A 16,217-nucleotide genomic window follows, 5' to 3' on the forward strand; every position below is an offset into this window, starting at 1 on the left:
GTCCTATTAGCAGGAAGACGCCTGGCGGTAACCCTGCTTTATAGAACACATCACGTGACTGATTGCGCTCCGTCTTCAATGGGGCGCAATCGCTCGGTAATCCTTCTTTCAGAAGCTCCTTACGGAAAAACTGGAATCCCCCTCCCCTAATCATCAGAAATATCCTTGCTGCGTCTGACAGGCTTGCGCACCATTCAGCGGTAGAATCCGCGCCTAAACGGATTTTGAATGGTCACAAGGAGCTTCCCCATGCCTGCATTGCGCTGGACAGGATTAACGTTACTCACCCTCGGATATGGCATGGCGCTGGCATACGGTTATCTGAACCTGTTTGCCTCGCTGTCAATCGCCCTGCTGATCATGGCCGGCCTGTGCGTCTCGCAGTTCAGCGACACCTATGTCCGCGCGTTCGGCCACGGGCTATTTCTCCTGCTGGCGTTGGCGCTGGCCACCCATTGGTTGCCGGGTTTTTACAGCGCGCGCGTGATCGCCGGTGTGCGGTTCACGCCCGAGGCAGCACCCTTTTCGATGTACCTGAACCTTGACAAGCCGCTCATCGGCTTCTGGATTCTATGGATATGCCCGTGGGTGCTGACCCGCACAGGTTTCACCCGATCAGCCATCGTCAGTACCATCGCGCTGGTTGCCACCAGCACCGCTTGCATGCTGGCCGCCGTGTCACTGGGCATGATCACGTGGGCACCGAAATGGCCGGCGCAAAGCGGGCTGTGGATAGTCAATAACCTGTTGTTGGTGACCTTGACCGAAGAACTGCTGTTTCGCGGCTATATCCAGGGCGGCTTTCACCGTCTATTCAAACAATTGCCCTACGGCAGTGGGCTGGCCATCGCCGCAGCAGCGACAGTATTTGGTCTGGCTCACATGGGGGCGGGTTGGCAATGGGTGCTACTGTCAGGGTTTGCTGGCATAGGCTATGGTCTGGCCTACCGCTTTGGCGGTCTCCAGGCAGCGGTCATCACTCACTTTGGTTTGAATCTGGTGCATTTCAGCCTGTTTACCTACCCCATGTTTGATCGATAATGACGGCCGCTATCAAAGACCGGCTCATGTCAAAACCTGCGACTCGTCGGTCATTAAAGAAACCTGCTCAATTTATCAATGCCTTGGCCGATACCCCGTCAAAGCCCAGCGGACTCGAAAGCTCATGCGTAATAACCAGCCCATCACCCAGCGCGAACGGACGTTTCCCGCTCAACAGCGGTTGATCTCCACCACCGACGCCAAGGGCGTGATCACCTATTGCAACGACGCCTTCGTTGAAATTAGTGGTTACACCTCAGAGGAACTGGTTAGAGCGCCGCACAATATCGTCCGCCACCCTGACGTGCCCTCGGCGGTTTTCGCCCACATGTGGAACACCCTCAAGCAGGGTCAGCCATGGATGGGAATTGTCAAAAACCGCAGCAAAAACGGCGACCACTACTGGGTTAACGCCTATGTAACACCCATATTTGAAAACGATCAGGTGGTGGGCTATGAATCGGTGCGGGTCAAACCGACCGCCGAGCAGATCCGTCGCGCTGAAGCCTTGTACACCCGTATCAATAACGGAAAATCGGCGATTCCTCGTCGGGACAAATGGCTACCCGTCCTACAGGACTGGATACCGTTCATCCTGGTCAGCCAATTAAGCTTCATGATCGGCGCTTGGCTTAACTCCAATTGGGGCTTCGCCCTCGCCGCTGCATTGTCAGTCCCCTTGGGGTTGCTCGGCTTGAGCTGGCAGCAACGTGGTATCAAGCGATTGTTGAAGCTGGCCGAACAAACCACCTCCGACCCGCTGATCGCCCAAATGTATACCGATAGCCGTGGGCCGCAAGCGCGCCTGGAAATGTCGATCCTCAGCCAACAGGCTCGCCTGAAAACCTGCCTGACCCGCTTGCAGGCTTCCGCCGAAGACCTGAACGACCAGGCCCGCCGATCCGACACCCTCGCCCACGCCAGCTCCGATGGACTTGAGCGTCAGCGTGTCGAGACCGAGCAAGTGGCCACCGCCGTCAACCAGATGGCCGCCACCACTCAGGAAGTCGCCAGCCACGTGCAACGCACGGCCGATGCCACCCAACAAGCCAACGAACTGACCCGTCGCGGCCGTGATATCGCAGGTGAAACCCGCGAAGCGATTCAGCGCCTGTCCACCGCCGTCGGTGAAACCGGCCTGACCGTGACGCAACTGGCCAAAGACAGCAACGAAATCGGCAGCGTCGTCGACGTCATCAAAGGCATCGCCGACCAGACCAACCTGCTCGCGCTCAACGCCGCCATTGAAGCGGCACGCGCCGGGGAAATGGGCCGGGGCTTTGCGGTGGTCGCCGATGAAGTCCGCCAACTGGCACAACGCACCACCGAGTCCACCGGGCAGATTCATGGCCTGATCGCCAAACTGCAAAAAACCGCCAACAATGCCGTGCAAACCATGGACGCCGGGCATCGCCAGGCCGAAGAAGGCGTCGCCCGGGTTATGGAAGCCGACAAAGCGCTGGTGGGCATCAGCGACGCAGTGGCCAACATCACTGACATGACCACCCAAATCGCCGCCGCCACCGAAGAGCAAAGCGCCGTCGCCGAGGAAATCAGCCGCAAGATCACCACCATCGCCGAACTGGCCGATAAAACCTCAGACGAAGCCCGCCGCTCGGCCGTACTGAGCGAAGAGCTGACCAGCACCGCGCGGTCTCAGTATTCGCTGGTGGAGCGTTTTAATCGGTAATAGGTAATTTGTTGTAAAAAGACCCTGACAGACTTTGTTTGTCGGGGTTTTTTATTGGGTGGCGTTTGGGAAATGTAGGATGCTTCTGAAATACGGCATTTGAACGGCTTGCAGACCACAACAACACGACAGGCCCACCCGAACAGCTTGACAGAACCTTGCCACCTCTATTAGTTGATTTGAAGGCAGCGAAAACAATAACTAATTACCACCCAATAATGATAATAAAACAACAATTGACTACTTCGTCACTGACCGCGCAGGCAACACATCCATCGCCTCGCACTGTGTAACCTTAACGCTGCAACTACAAGACACTCCTTCTCCCTCCATTTCCTCCACGCACCAACAAAACCCAGGCGGATTATCCGCCTGGGTTTTGTTTATTATAAAAAATAAGTACTCTCCTTTAAATATGTAGGAATTAATCCATACCTGTAGGTTGCATCCTACACTCCTTGCGCCTTCCCATCTAATTGACTATCCGAACGGGCCACTCTGATTGACAACCCGGCGAATACCCTATTACGTCGACATGCACCTAGTTAACACTAACGAGTCACACACAGCATCAATTGTTCACAACATGAAATCAATGGCAGAAAACCAAGCAACAACCGTGTAGTCTTCCGACCAACCCCGAGCCTCGTTACACGAAGCAATGTAATTCTCCAGGAATAAATCGCCATTGCAGCTTATAAATATTGTGTCGCCGCACTATCAACATTTATGTCCGCACTGTAAGGAGTATTGAATATGGATGATCAAAAGCCGCCTGGCTCTCCTCCCTTCAAGCCTGAAAAGCCTACGACGCAGGTTACGCGTCCGGCTCGGCGAGACAGCCCCACCAAACCGGGCGCTCCTCTGGGAACGCACTTGCTGGCAGAACGTTCGGACGGCGCTCCGAAGACCTCGTCAACCGGGGAAATGGCCTTTACCTACGCCCGCGTACTACGGGCTGAAGATAACTCGTCGGGCGAGCTTACCATCCTCATTTCCACCCACCTGGAGCCACCCTCCCTGGAAGGGATCAACCCCAAGTCAGTCTCGGAAGCGCAGATGAAAGCCGGGATCAACGTACTGATACCTGGCTCGTCCTATTTGCAACCCGGGGATGAATTCCACCTGCTGTGGGGCAGCAGAACCTACCCTATCCAGACGCTGGATGAAGAACACATCAACGATCCGATCATTGGGATGCAATGGGTCTCGTACAGTACAGATAATGTTGCCCCGCAGGGCAAAGTCGAAGTGTGTTACGACATCAATCGCGACGGACAACGGATTGGCACCTCCGCGATCCTCTATCTGAACGTGCATAGCTGTTACCGATCCAGCGCCAAACAACGCAACCGAGGACGATCCATCAGACGCAAACAGCAGCGACGCCCACCGCCGCAGCATTGAGGGTGTAAAGAAAAACCCCCGATGAGTGATCACCGGGGGTTTTTCTACGCTGGGCTTCAGAACCCCGAAGCGCTTGGACTCACCTCATCAAAAAGCAAACCGCACACCCACGTTTGCCCCCCACGGCTGCTCGACGTTATTGCCCTTCATGTAGTCGAAGTCCGCGTGCACTTGCAGGCGCTTCGACAGCGATACCGCCACCCCTGCACCCAACTCTGCACGCGAGCCAAATAGCTCATTGTTGAAACGGGTGTCGTTGACCGTCACCTCGTTGCTGCGCGCAAATTCGTGAGCGACAGCGACACGCACATAGGGCTGGAGTACACCGCCATCCTTAAGCGCGATGTTACGGCCGACCGAAGTACCCACCTTGCCCAGTACCGACTGAGTGCGGTTGTTCTTCGCTTCCAGGCCGTTGTCCAGAGTGTAATGGTCGCCCTGAATCACCACCGCCGCCATCTGCGCAAAGGGTTCAAGGAAGAAGTCATCGGCCAACTTGATGTGCTTGCCGACCTCCACCGAACCACCGATACCCGTGTTTTTATAACTGCCCTTGGCTTGAGTCTGGTCGCTCATCGCCACCTCCGACTCGTTGTTGAAGGTGTTGAGCTTGAGCACACCATCAACGTAATAGCCCTCCTCCGACAGCCAAGTACCGTAAGCGCCGACGTAATAGCTGTCGACATTGCCCGAGGTGCCGCGACTCAAGTCCAGATCGGACTTGCTATACCCACCGAGCAACCCTATCAGCAACTGACCGTTACTCACCGGAACCGGCGCATCCGCACCGAACGACATACCGCTCTGTCGCTGCTCATAATCGACACCTGCGCCGGTCGTGGCGTTGAAGCGATTGCCATACGCCCGAATCCAGCCGCCACCCTCGCCGCTGGTGCGCACTTCACCCATGCGACTGCGCAACGTCGACAGCTCGCTCATCCAGATATTGGGTGCAGCATTGAACAAGGCCAGCACACTCTGCGTCGAGGGGCTGATGGTTTTGCCCGAACCGACGATGAACCAGTCGGTGCCCTGCTCTTCCAGTTCGTAGGAATAGACGCCCAAATCCACCCGATTGCCCAGCAGGATGAACTGCGCATCGCCACCTTCGGTGTGGACCACCTGCAATGGCTGAATGTCGGGCGACACCGGTTCAACGCCCGTGTTCTTCACTTTGAGCGTGAAGTCGCCATTGGCCTCGCCGTTGACCTCCAATAAGTCACCGACACCAGCATCCAGATCAATGTTCATGGCAAATGCACCGCTACCGGACAACTCACCCAGCGACAGCGTATGAAACCCGTCCGCACCAAAGTTCACCCCGCCGCCGTTGAGGTTCAGCGTCTTGACTGCGTTATCACCCACCATCTGCCACTGCGCACCGGAATTGATCGACAAATTGTTGCCGTTGATCACATCGCCGGTGAGCTGCGCGTTGTTTTGCAGGGTGACATTCAGCGTGCTGGTGTCATCGGCGACCAGATTGCCAGTAAGGGTACTGTCGTCGACGGTGAATTTTACGGTGCTGTCGCCGTCGACTTCCAACAGATTGCCGTTACCGGACAAAAGGGTTGAGTGGTTTTGAAAGGTGATGTCGGCGACGGCACCAATAGGCTCGCTCACCATAGAGGGCGGTGTTGCTGTGACCTTGATTGCGGGACCGTTCAAACCCTGAACTTCAGACCCATCTATAACGACTACACTATTGATCGATTTAGGCACATCCGTAGCATTTCCCACATCAATGGAAATCAATAGGCCATTATTACTGCCCACAATTAAACTACCATTCGATGCGTTTACTGTAGCACCTGCAAGCACTACACCCAATCCACCAAAACTACCCCCACCAACCCCTGCCAATTGACTATTACTAACATTCAGTTCACTTCTACCACCAACATTGGCGCCAACCCCACCAGAAAGTGAACTATTGCTCACATTTGCCACGGAAATCGCATTACCACCCCTAATCACGGTCAACGCTTCTCTATCGCTGACAACAACGGATTGATTAATATTTACCACCCCACCAAAAGATTTAACGTCACCGCGGGCAGTGCTTGACTCCATATTAAGCGTACTGCCGTTAATATTAATATAACCAGTAGTAGCACCGCTAACGTTCAACACACCGCCATTCTGGACATTATATGAATCTTGCGGCGTCGCCCCATCCACATTCCATACAATGCCATCAACTAAAAGCCTCGATGTTTTAGGGTCTCTCGCCAACACTTGATTTCCATTAGGCGCACTGGGAAAACGGACTAACGCAGCATCAGCCATAGCGTCCTCAGCGACAGCGTACAGGCTCAACGAAGCGCCCAATGAAACGCCTACCGCCCCCAGCCCTATCCGAAAAATCGGGCGGCACGAACCAATCCTTTTCAATATGCAACTCCTTCATAAAATGAACTGACCCTATTTTAGAGTTCGCATTCAGTCCTGAAGAGCGTTATGGATATTATCCTTGTAGGACGCATCTGAAGAATTTGAAATATGAGTCTTACAGACAGCGGGTATTCCGTTTGGGCGCCTGAGACGAGCTCTATTAAATAAAATTCGAGCGATTGACAATCACCTTCAATTGCTATTGGTTCGATTTTAGACAGCACCCCCATAACTATGTACCACCCGATGGCTGTGGGGCCTGTTTCCAACGCAATGCTTTCAGACGAACGCTTATGAGCCGCTATCGATGACGCGACAGCGACAGGTGTCTCAAACCATCAGGAGAGTCAACATGCAAAACTACGACAACCAAACAGCTGGCACTAGAGGAACTTCCATGGAGCTGCCCACCATTTCAATTGCTGACCCTGTGGATGGACTTTTACAGCGTCGGGATTTAGAGAGCACTATCACTGTCAGCTTTCCAACTTGGCCGGATGCGATGGAGGGTGATTATTACCAACTGCTCATTAATAATGCTCTGAAGGGGGAACAAAAGCAGCTAGGGAGCAATCCGACGCCCGGTGAAATACTGACGTTTGAAATTTTTATTTCTGATCGCTGGGAAGAGGGTGCTCATACGCTGGCTTACCACACCAAGCGCTTCATCGGCGGCACCCCCAATGTATCTGCCTCCACCCCCGTCATCATTGACCGTACCCCTCCCGGCGGCGGCACACTCGCACCGCTGATGTTCCCGAGCGAAAGTGAAAACGGCCTGACCTCCGCCGAACTGTCGGCCATGGGCAACGTGCTGGTGGCGAACGTGCCGGGGTATTTCGACATGAAATGGGGGGATGTGATTCGCAGCTATTGGGCGGGCCAGCCAGGACCGGTCCATACGGTGCTGGCGGAAGAACTGACCGACCCGGCCATCAGCCTGAGCTTCGACCGCACCTATCTGGAGTCGCTGGAGGATGGCGAGGTCGCAGTGACCTACACCGTGACCGACCGCGCAGGCAATACCTCGGTGGTGTCGCAAGCGGCCAGCGTTGTGCTGCGCATCAAAAATACCCCGACCGATCTGCTGCCACCCATGGTGCCGCAGGCCGACGATGGGCTGATCGATGACACCGATGGTGCGGGTGGATATTCCGGCGTACACCCATGCCGAGGCCGGGGACGCCATAACCCTGCTATGGGGCAGCGTAGCCTTACCCGAGTATCGGCTGACTGCCGCTGAGCTCGGCCAAGCGGTGCTGTTCTCCATGGCGGTGGCCTATCCGAGTCTGGTGCAGGCCGGCGATGGCAAGATCGAGGTTCGCTATGAAGTACGCCGCGAAGGGCAATTGCTCGCCACCTCGCCGAGCCTGGAGGTGCAGGTGTTTCTGACAGTGCCGGGCCCGCAGGACGACTCGCCGCACACCTTGATCAACGAAGCGCTGGCCGCGCCGGTCATTAAAGGCAGAAGCGATAACGCCAATCGACAGGACAACGTCCTTGATGAAGACGATTACCTGCTCAGCGCCGACACGGTGATTGCCTGGCGTGGGGGGTTCAAGCGCTGCGACCTGATCAATCTGTTCTGGGGCGCCTCGACCGTGCCGGTGGTTCGGCCAATCAATCAGAACGACGTTGATACAGCAACCGATCTGCTGATCTGCCTGCCCAATCGGGTCATCACCGCTGAAGGCGTGTGCAAGCCGGTTTCAGTGCGTTACACCGTGACGCATGCGGGCAACCCCAACACCTCATATTCGCCAAGCCAACCGGTGAAGCTGGTGTCGAAAGGACAATTGCCGGGCGGTGAAACCGGCCTCGGTGCGCCGCTGTTTATCCAGGCCAATGCGTATTGCACGCTGGAACCGGCAGGCAGCCCGGACGGCAGCCCGAACGGCACCGCAGTGCACATCAACCCCTACCGGAACATGCAGGTCGGCGATGTTATTCAATTGTCGTTCACCGGGTTCGACGCCATGAGTGGCGGTGATCCGGTGGTGGCCGCGTCGGACCGTCAGGAACAGGTGGTGAGCGACAATGACCTGCTCAAAGGCTGCCGGTTCATGATTGCCCACACCTGTTTGATGGCCATCCAGCGGGGTCGAGCGGAAGCGCGCTACGAGGTGATCAATACCCATGGGCAGGCGAGTTCATTAAAGGCAGGCACTTATGTCGATATGCGCACGCCTGCGCCGGGGTGCTGAACGCGCTTGCTCGTTCAACAGATAAGAAAAAACTATTTATTTACCACCCACTGTTGACAGGTCACGAAAACCTCTATTAGTTCAATGACAGATAAAGCGTTTACACCGTTTATCTAACCGCCATTATCCCGCGTGATAACGGGCCCTATACATCGATAACCACGCAACTTTAACCCTAAAAGTTGTCGGGCTTTTATTGCCAAAAAAACGCGGAAAACTGCTCTTCAGCAGAATACCGCGCATTCACTCAGGAGAATAACCATGTGTACTTCAAATGCTTTGATTCGCCGTCATTCACATCGCGCACCGCGTGCATTAGTTCCACCGGTACTGCCCACTGCATTGGTCGACGGTCTTTTACCCGCTGCACTATTGACCGCACCAATCCCTGTAACATTCCCTGTATGGGACGATGCTGTCGAGGGTGACTACTACCAATTGCTGCTGGATAACGTACTTGTCGGCGTGCAAGGACAACTTCCGGCGAACCCGATCCCGGGCACTGAACTGACCCTGGATATTCCAGTTGATAGTTTGACCGGCGCGCAGGACGGTAACCACACGCTGGCGTACCTCTCTCGGCGTTTTATTGGTGGTACGCCCAATGTGTCGGCAGCAACTCCGATCGTGTTCGACCGACAGGCGCCAGGCGGTTCGCTGCTGTCGCCGCTGATTTTCCCGAGGGTCGTCAATGATGGCCTGACCTCGGACGAACTGACCGCGATGGCGGATGTGTTGGTCGGTGAAGTACCGGCCTACTTCGACATCAAACTGGGTGATGTCATCCAGACTTACTGGGCTGGCCAGAAAGGTCCGGAACATACCGTGCAACAGGCCGAAGTACCCGGCGGTGGCACGCAGCCTGAGCGGATCATGATCGGGTTTACCCGCGTATATCTGGAAGCATTGGGCGATATCAAAGAGGACGTGTACTACGTCATCACTGATCGTGCCGGTAACATTTCAGTGGATTCAGAACCGGTGGCGTTCCAACTTGCACTGCATGAATCCGCAGTCGATCTGCCCGCGCCGATTATCGCTCAAGCCGATGACCGTGTTATCAGCGATGCCGACGCGAAGCAGTCTGTGAGCGTAGACATTCCTGCGTACGACGGTGTGCAACCGGGTGATGAGGTCACGCTGTATTGGGGTGCCAATAGCCTGCCGATGCAGTCTGTTGAGGCAGGAGACGAAAACGAAGACCCTATTTTCACCCTGCTGGTGAACTACGCCACCGTCGCATTAACACCTGATGGCGACGTAGACGTGTACTACGAAGTGCGTCGCAACACCCTGTTGTTTGGCACTTCCGCAGTGAAGACCGTCAATGTCGTGCTGGATCTTCCAGGTCCTGTGAGTCCTGAAAAACCGATCATCCGTGGGGCCAGCACCAACCCCGACGATACCGACAACGTAATCGACGAAAACGATTACCTGCAACCGGCCACTGCCATCATCGCCTGGAAAAGCGGGTTTATTGAGGACGATCAAATCAGCCTGTTCTGGGGGCAGCAGCCGGTGCCGGTGCTATATCGGATCAAGCTTTCCGATGTCACGGCAGCAGCAGACCTGTCGTTGACGGTTCCTAACGCGTTGATCTCTAACGAAGGCACCGGCACGGACATTCGGGTCAATTACACCGTGACGCATACGGGTAATCCCAAGACAACCTACTCGGCGTCTCAAAGCGTGATTGTGAGACGCAAGGGCGAGTTGCCAGGCGGCGAAAACGGGCTGCAGCCACCGGAATTCCAGCGGGTGACTGAAAACGGCGGTATTGGGGCGATCCTCAACCCCGATGGTGCCACTTTATTGGTCAAGCCTTACGAGAATATTAAAACGGGCGACGTATTGAACTTTACATTCCTGGGATGGAAAGGTTTGTTCGAAGGCCCGCAAGTTCCAGAAGCAACGTACACCTTTACCACTGAGCCACTGACCGAACAACAAACTCGCGAAGATTACGAGTTCACCGTGCCGGATGCGAACCTGCGTCTGATTTGTTTCGGTCGCGCCGAAGCCATGTTTAAAATCAACAGTATTACCGGCCCTGCTACTTCCGGTATTGCAAAAGTCTTTATTGACATGGTCACCCCTGGCGAAGGCTGTGCAAAGCCTTGATCTCGCGTGTGGGCCGCCGAACAGCGGCCCACTTTCATTGTGACTAATACTGACCCTGTGAGTAACGACATGGATTCTTTAAAACAGACAACATTGCTGGCAAAACCAAAGCTGCACAGCACTAACGACCCCAGTGGCATCGGTCACCTCGATACGCTAGATCCTTCGGTCCCTGTACTGATCCGGATCGGTCCCTATATTGGCATGATGGACAGTGACTACATCGAGTTGTTTTGGGGCGACCAGGAAGGATCGATTGCTAATTACACAGTTAAACCTGGCGATACTGCCGAAGGGACGGGCTCTTTTGTCACGCTGCCGGTGGATCAACGGTACATCGTGCCACCTGCGGACATTAATCCACACTATCGGGTAGACACTTGGTATACGGTAAAAAGACTGGTGGGCGGCACGTTCAATAAATCCGAACGCCTGCCAATAACCGTAAAACTGACGGTCCCCGGCGGCATTGATAACACGCCTGACACGCCTTATATCAATGAGAACCTGAGCCTGTGCACGATAACGCCCGAGGGCACTATCGGTAACGGAGACCTCGATCAGGTGACGGTCAATATCGCAGCCTATCAAAACATGGAGATCAACGATGCGATCACCGTTTTCTGGCACGGAACACCCGTGAGGCACTCGCTGGATGAGCTTCCAGCGGCGGATCAACTCATTAGCGTGTCGATCCCCCGAGAAACCATTATTGGCGCGGGTGACTCCGACACACTGGTGGGAATGTACGAAGTTCGTGACACCGTAAACAACTGGTCGCGCTTTTCCCTCCCCACGTATGTCGAAGTCGAAGCTGGCAACTCCACCCTTCCCGCCCCGGTCGCACCACAAGCGGCCAATATGGAGTTGGACCTTGCATCCCTTGCCGGGGCCGATGTGCAGGCGCTGGTGCTGTCTTATCCGGGGATCAATGCCACGGACGAAATCACTTTCACCGTCGAGCGCAACACGGCGGAAGGGTTGGGGCTGGACCCTTATGTCGCGATGAAACCGGTGGGCACGTCCATCGGGTTTGTGCAGTTCCTGATTCCCAATGAACAATTCGAGCCGATTGCCCAAGGCCGGGCGCGGCTCAAGTACAAGGTCAGGAAAGTGTCCGGCGAGGAGCAGCGCTCCAAGAGCCTGCCGCTGACCATCGTGGGTGAGGCTCAGGTGCTGGCGCCACCGAAGTTGCCTGCTGCGGAGGAGAATAACGGTGTGCTCGACCCGACGGCGCACAATGTCATCGCCCAAGTGCCAGCGTATTACTTCATGGCCGATGGCAATGACGTCACTCTGGTGTGGATGGGCAAGACCGCCAGCGGTGCCAATGTGATTCATGAAGAGGTGAAAAACCTCAACAGTGATGACGTTGGGCAAACGGTGGCGTTCTTGATCCCTGACGATAAAGTCAGTGCGCTGGCGGGCGGTACGCTTGAACTTTATTACACGGTGACTACATTCGCCCGGGCGTTTTTCAAATCGCCTTCGCTGCAGGTGCAAGTCGGCACTGACGGGGGCGCATTGTTACCGTCCCCCTCTGTCGATGGCGCAAGTGCAGATGGTGTGCTTGATCCGGCGGACATCGTGCTAGAAGCCGTGGTTCGTGTCAGGCCATACGCGGGCATGGCGCCGCTGGACAAGGTCACGTTGCATTGGGATGGCAGCACGCCGGACGCCAGCTACAGCACTAGCACAACACTCAACAGCGGCATGTTGGGCAAGGACGTCATTTTCCGGGTCAAAAAGCACTATGTGGACGCCAACCTCGATGGCAGCGTTGCTGTGCGGTATGAGGTGGTGCGTGGTAATCGCACGCTTGCCTCGGAAACGCTGCTACTCAAAATCGGCGCCACGGTCATCACTCCCCTGCCCGATCCAACGGTCAAGGAAGCCAAAGAAGATGGCACCCTTGACCCTGTCGATACGTTCAATGGAGCAACAGTGGTCATTGACGCCAGCGCGAATCTGAAGGAAGGCGACTTCGTGACCGTGTCATGGCAATCGCCGGGCGGGAGGTACGCTAAAGATAAAGCCATCTCCGCCAGTCAAGCAGGACAAGAGTTGTTGGTGATTTTTTCGGGAACGATAGTTGCCAATGACCTCGGCAATAAGGTGCAGATTTATTATGTAGTCACCCGCGTCGACGGCACGATTGAACAGTCAAACGTCCTTGATCTGCTGATCGACACAGCCCTCTCTCACCTTCCCAAGCCGGCTGTCGCAGGTGTAGACGTTAATAACATCATGAACCTGGAAAACGTACCTGGTTATGGCGTACTGATAACAGTCCCCCGTTACACCGGCATCGATGAAAAAGACAGCATCGTCGTTAAATGGGACGGACCTCAAAACCACGTAACCCCTGCGAAAGAGGCTGGCACTGCGGCTAATATTGAATTCGTCGTGCCCAAATCCGTTGTGATCGGCAGCGCCGATGGTGCCGTTCAGGTCACTTACGAGGTGACTCGTAATAATGCTTTGCCGCTGGTTTCGCCGGCGACTGCGTTCAAGGTCGTGGCCGGCGCCAAGCCTCCGTTGATCATCGACACCTCTAAACTGGTGCTGAGCGCTCGGCACTTGCGAGCAGCGGCCACGCCTAAGTTTCCACCTGCCGGAGCGTTCGCGCAGCGAGTGGCCTCGGGTGGGGTCGCACCTTACCGTTACGAGTCCAGCGCACCAACGATTGCGGAGGTCGACGCAACGGGACGAGTCATCTCGGTCAGCAATGGCGCTGCCGCCATCATCGTCACTGACAGCGCGGGTCAACGCGTCAGCTATAACGTAAAAACCTCAAATGTCCTGACGTTTGTGTATTTCATCTTCCACACCTACACCGAAGCTATGAAACCGGTAAACAGCGCGGGTGCGCACATGCCTTCGTTGGCCGACTGGAATACATTACGTGCCAATTACGGCGGTGATCCGGGACTCAGCTACGAAGCAGGCCGAGATAGCCGCGCTTGGGCTGCGGACGTTGCCGGTTTAGGTAAACGCTGGGCGATTTTTCCCCGGGATGGCCGAACGTTAGCACTCAAAGACGTCGGTTTTGGCGGGGAAGCGGCTCACGCGTTCGGCATGAAGGGCTGATTGAACGACTAAGTTCCAAGTACTAAGCCTGCGATGCCGCAGGCTTAGTACTTTAAACGGACTACTTCATCAAAAAATCTACCAGCCTTTCGGCCGCTTGATCCAACACCGCATCGCTACTCACACCCGCCGACTTCAACGGTTTCAGGTCGTGATTGCCTGTCGGCACCCAATAAATATCGATAGCGCTGGATAATTCATACCCGTCTACCGCCTCCCGATTCCCCAACGCGTCCCTTTCCCCCTGCACGATCAAGGTTGACGTCTTCAATTCAGCCAAATGCGCCACCCGAGGTTTTTCCGGTTTGCCCACGGCATAGAACGGGTAACCCAGACACACCAGCGCATCTGCGCCCAGCTCATCAGCCACCAGACTGGCCATTCGTCCGCCCATGGACTTACCCCCGACAGCCAGGCGTCCAGCGACGTGTGGTCGCACCTGGGCATAGACCTGCCGCCAGCAGTCGAGCAATTGCGCTTGAGGGTTGGGGGGACGTTTGCGGCCGTCGAGGCGTCGTTGAGCCATGTAGGGAAACTCGAAGCGCATCACGTTGACACCCCGCACGGCAAGGCGTGCAGCCATGTCGGTCATAAATTCGCTGTCCATGGGTGCGCCTGCGCCATGGGCCAGGATCAGGGTCGGCGACGTGTCAAAAAACCTCTGAGGAGCGGGACTCCATAACCAGCCATTAGTTCGCGCCAGTAGTTCGCATTGATCCCCGTCAATACCGGCACTTAGTCCTTCTCTCATGCTTACCTCGCTTTTGATTAGTCTGCCTATAACTCGGTGCTATGACTCGGACCTCTGATCCGGACCAAAGAAGATGGGAACACACCTAAATGAACACAACTAACAGTACCGCCTACAACTATAAGGTGGTCCGCCAATTTGCCATTATGACGGTGGTGTGGGGCATCGTCGGAATGGGGCTCGGCGTTTTTATCGCCGCGCAATTGGTTTGGCCTGAACTCAACTTCAACTTGCCCTGGACTACGTTCGGTCGTTTGCGTCCACTGCACACCAATGCGGTGATTTTCGCGTTCGGCGGCTGTGCGCTGTTTGCCAGCTCCTACTACTCGGTGCAACGCACCTGCCAGACCCAACTGTTCGCGCCCCGACTGGCGGCGTTTACGTTCTGGGGTTGGCAACTGGTGATTCTGTTGGCCGCCATTACCTTGCCGCTGGGTTATACCAGCTCCAAGGAATACGCCGAACTGGAATGGCCGATCGATATTCTGATCACCATCGTCTGGGTCAGCTATGCCATCGTCTTCTTCGGCACGCTGAAGAAGCGCAACACCAAGCACATCTATGTCGGTAACTGGTTCTTCGGCGCCTTTATCATCACTGTGGCGATTCTGCACCTCGTCAACAACATGGAGATACCCATCAGCCTGACCAAGTCCTACTCCGTGTATGGCGGGGCGACTGATGCGATGGTGCAGTGGTGGTACGGACACAACGCCGTAGGCTTTTTCCTGACCGCAGGCTTTTTGGGGATGATGTACTACTTCGTTCCTAAGCAAGCTGAACGGCCGGTGTATTCCTATCGCCTGTCGATCGTGCACTTCTGGGCGCTGATCACCCTGTATATCTGGGCTGGCCCGCACCACCTGCACTACACCGCGCTGCCGGACTGGGCTCAGTCACTGGGTATGGTTATGTCACTGATTCTGCTGGCACCAAGCTGGGGCGGCATGATCAACGGCATGATGACGCTCTCGGGCGCCTGGCATAAATTGCGCGACGACGCGATCCTGCGCTTCCTGGTCGTGTCACTGGCGTTCTACGGCATGTCGACCTTTGAAGGTCCGATGATGGCGATCAAGACCGTCAACGCCCTCTCCCACTACACCGACTGGACCATCGGTCACGTGCACGCGGGCGCTCTGGGTTGGGTGGCGATGATTTCCATCGGTGCGCTGTACCACATGATCCCGAAAATCTTCGGCCGGCCACGTATGCACAGCGTCGGCTTGATCAACGCCCACTTCTGGCTGGCAACTATCGGCACCGTGCTGTACATCGCCTCGATGTGGGTCAACGGTATCGCTCAGGGCCTTATGTGGCGCGCAGTCAACGAAGACGGCACGCTGACTTACTCGTTCGTCGAAACCCTGGTGGCCAGCCATCCTGGCTTTATCGTGCGGCTGGTGGGCGGCGCGATCTTCTTCAGCGGTATGTTGCTGATGGCCTACAACACCTGGCGCACCGTACGGGCCTGCGTGCCTGCCGAAGCTGCCGCCGCAGCGCAGATGGCCTGAGGAGT

Annotated in this window: 10 protein-coding genes; 8 read left to right on the forward strand and 2 right to left on the reverse strand. The window is 55.7% G+C overall.

Going from position 1 to position 16,217, the window contains the following annotated elements:
- Positions 1-249 precede the first annotated feature (249 nt).
- From RHM55_RS05020 to RHM55_RS05030, 3 genes are all read left to right on the forward strand, one after another.
- Positions 250-1,041 carry a CPBP family intramembrane glutamic endopeptidase gene (locus RHM55_RS05020; RefSeq protein ID WP_322179870.1) on the forward strand — a complete coding sequence of 264 codons (792 nt, stop codon included), beginning with the start codon at positions 250-252 and terminating at the stop codon, positions 1,039-1,041.
- Between the two features lie 124 nt (positions 1,042-1,165).
- Entirely contained in the window at positions 1,166-2,731 is a 1,566-nt protein-coding gene (locus tag RHM55_RS05025) for a PAS domain-containing methyl-accepting chemotaxis protein (protein WP_322179871.1), read from the forward strand.
- Between the two features lie 756 nt (positions 2,732-3,487).
- Positions 3,488-4,138, forward strand: coding sequence for a hypothetical protein (locus RHM55_RS05030; RefSeq protein WP_322179872.1), 651 nt, complete (start codon positions 3,488-3,490; stop codon positions 4,136-4,138).
- 87 nt (positions 4,139-4,225) lie between these two features.
- Here RHM55_RS05030 and RHM55_RS05035 read toward each other — a convergent pair whose 3' ends face one another.
- The gene (locus RHM55_RS05035; RefSeq protein WP_322182746.1) at positions 4,226-5,764 is read right to left on the reverse strand and encodes an autotransporter outer membrane beta-barrel domain-containing protein; all 1,539 of its coding nucleotides are present in this window, start codon (positions 5,762-5,764) and stop codon (positions 4,226-4,228) included.
- Between the two features lie 1,120 nt (positions 5,765-6,884).
- Between RHM55_RS05035 and RHM55_RS05040 the strand changes: the two genes are divergently transcribed.
- From RHM55_RS05040 to RHM55_RS05055, 4 genes are all read left to right on the forward strand, one after another.
- Positions 6,885-7,775: a hypothetical protein gene (locus RHM55_RS05040; RefSeq protein ID WP_322179874.1), complete on the forward strand. Its 891-nt coding sequence runs from the start codon at positions 6,885-6,887 to the stop codon at positions 7,773-7,775.
- Positions 7,660-8,736: a hypothetical protein gene (locus tag RHM55_RS05045; RefSeq protein ID WP_322179875.1), complete on the forward strand. Its 1,077-nt coding sequence runs from the start codon at positions 7,660-7,662 to the stop codon at positions 8,734-8,736. Before RHM55_RS05040 ends, RHM55_RS05045 begins: the two co-directional genes overlap by 116 nt.
- A gap of 261 nt (positions 8,737-8,997) precedes the next feature.
- Positions 8,998-10,857 carry an addiction module component gene (locus tag RHM55_RS05050; RefSeq protein WP_322179876.1) on the forward strand — a complete coding sequence of 620 codons (1,860 nt, stop codon included), beginning with the start codon at positions 8,998-9,000 and terminating at the stop codon, positions 10,855-10,857.
- Positions 10,858-10,926: 69 nt separating this feature from the next.
- Positions 10,927-13,947, forward strand: coding sequence for a hypothetical protein (locus tag RHM55_RS05055; RefSeq protein ID WP_322179877.1), 3,021 nt, complete (start codon positions 10,927-10,929; stop codon positions 13,945-13,947).
- Between the two features lie 61 nt (positions 13,948-14,008).
- On the opposite strand, the gene RHM55_RS05060 is transcribed toward RHM55_RS05055, so the two are convergent.
- On the reverse strand, positions 14,009-14,698 hold the full coding sequence (locus tag RHM55_RS05060) for an alpha/beta family hydrolase (protein WP_322179878.1): 690 nt from the start codon (positions 14,696-14,698) through the stop codon (positions 14,009-14,011).
- 89 nt (positions 14,699-14,787) lie between these two features.
- Between RHM55_RS05060 and ccoN the strand changes: the two genes are divergently transcribed.
- The gene (gene ccoN / locus RHM55_RS05065) at positions 14,788-16,212 is read left to right on the forward strand and encodes a cytochrome-c oxidase, cbb3-type subunit I (protein ID WP_322179879.1); all 1,425 of its coding nucleotides are present in this window, start codon (positions 14,788-14,790) and stop codon (positions 16,210-16,212) included.
- Positions 16,213-16,217 lie beyond the last annotated feature (5 nt).

This window comes from Pseudomonas sp. MH9.2, assembly GCF_034353875.1.
Classification (GTDB): domain Bacteria; phylum Pseudomonadota; class Gammaproteobacteria; order Pseudomonadales; family Pseudomonadaceae; genus Aquipseudomonas.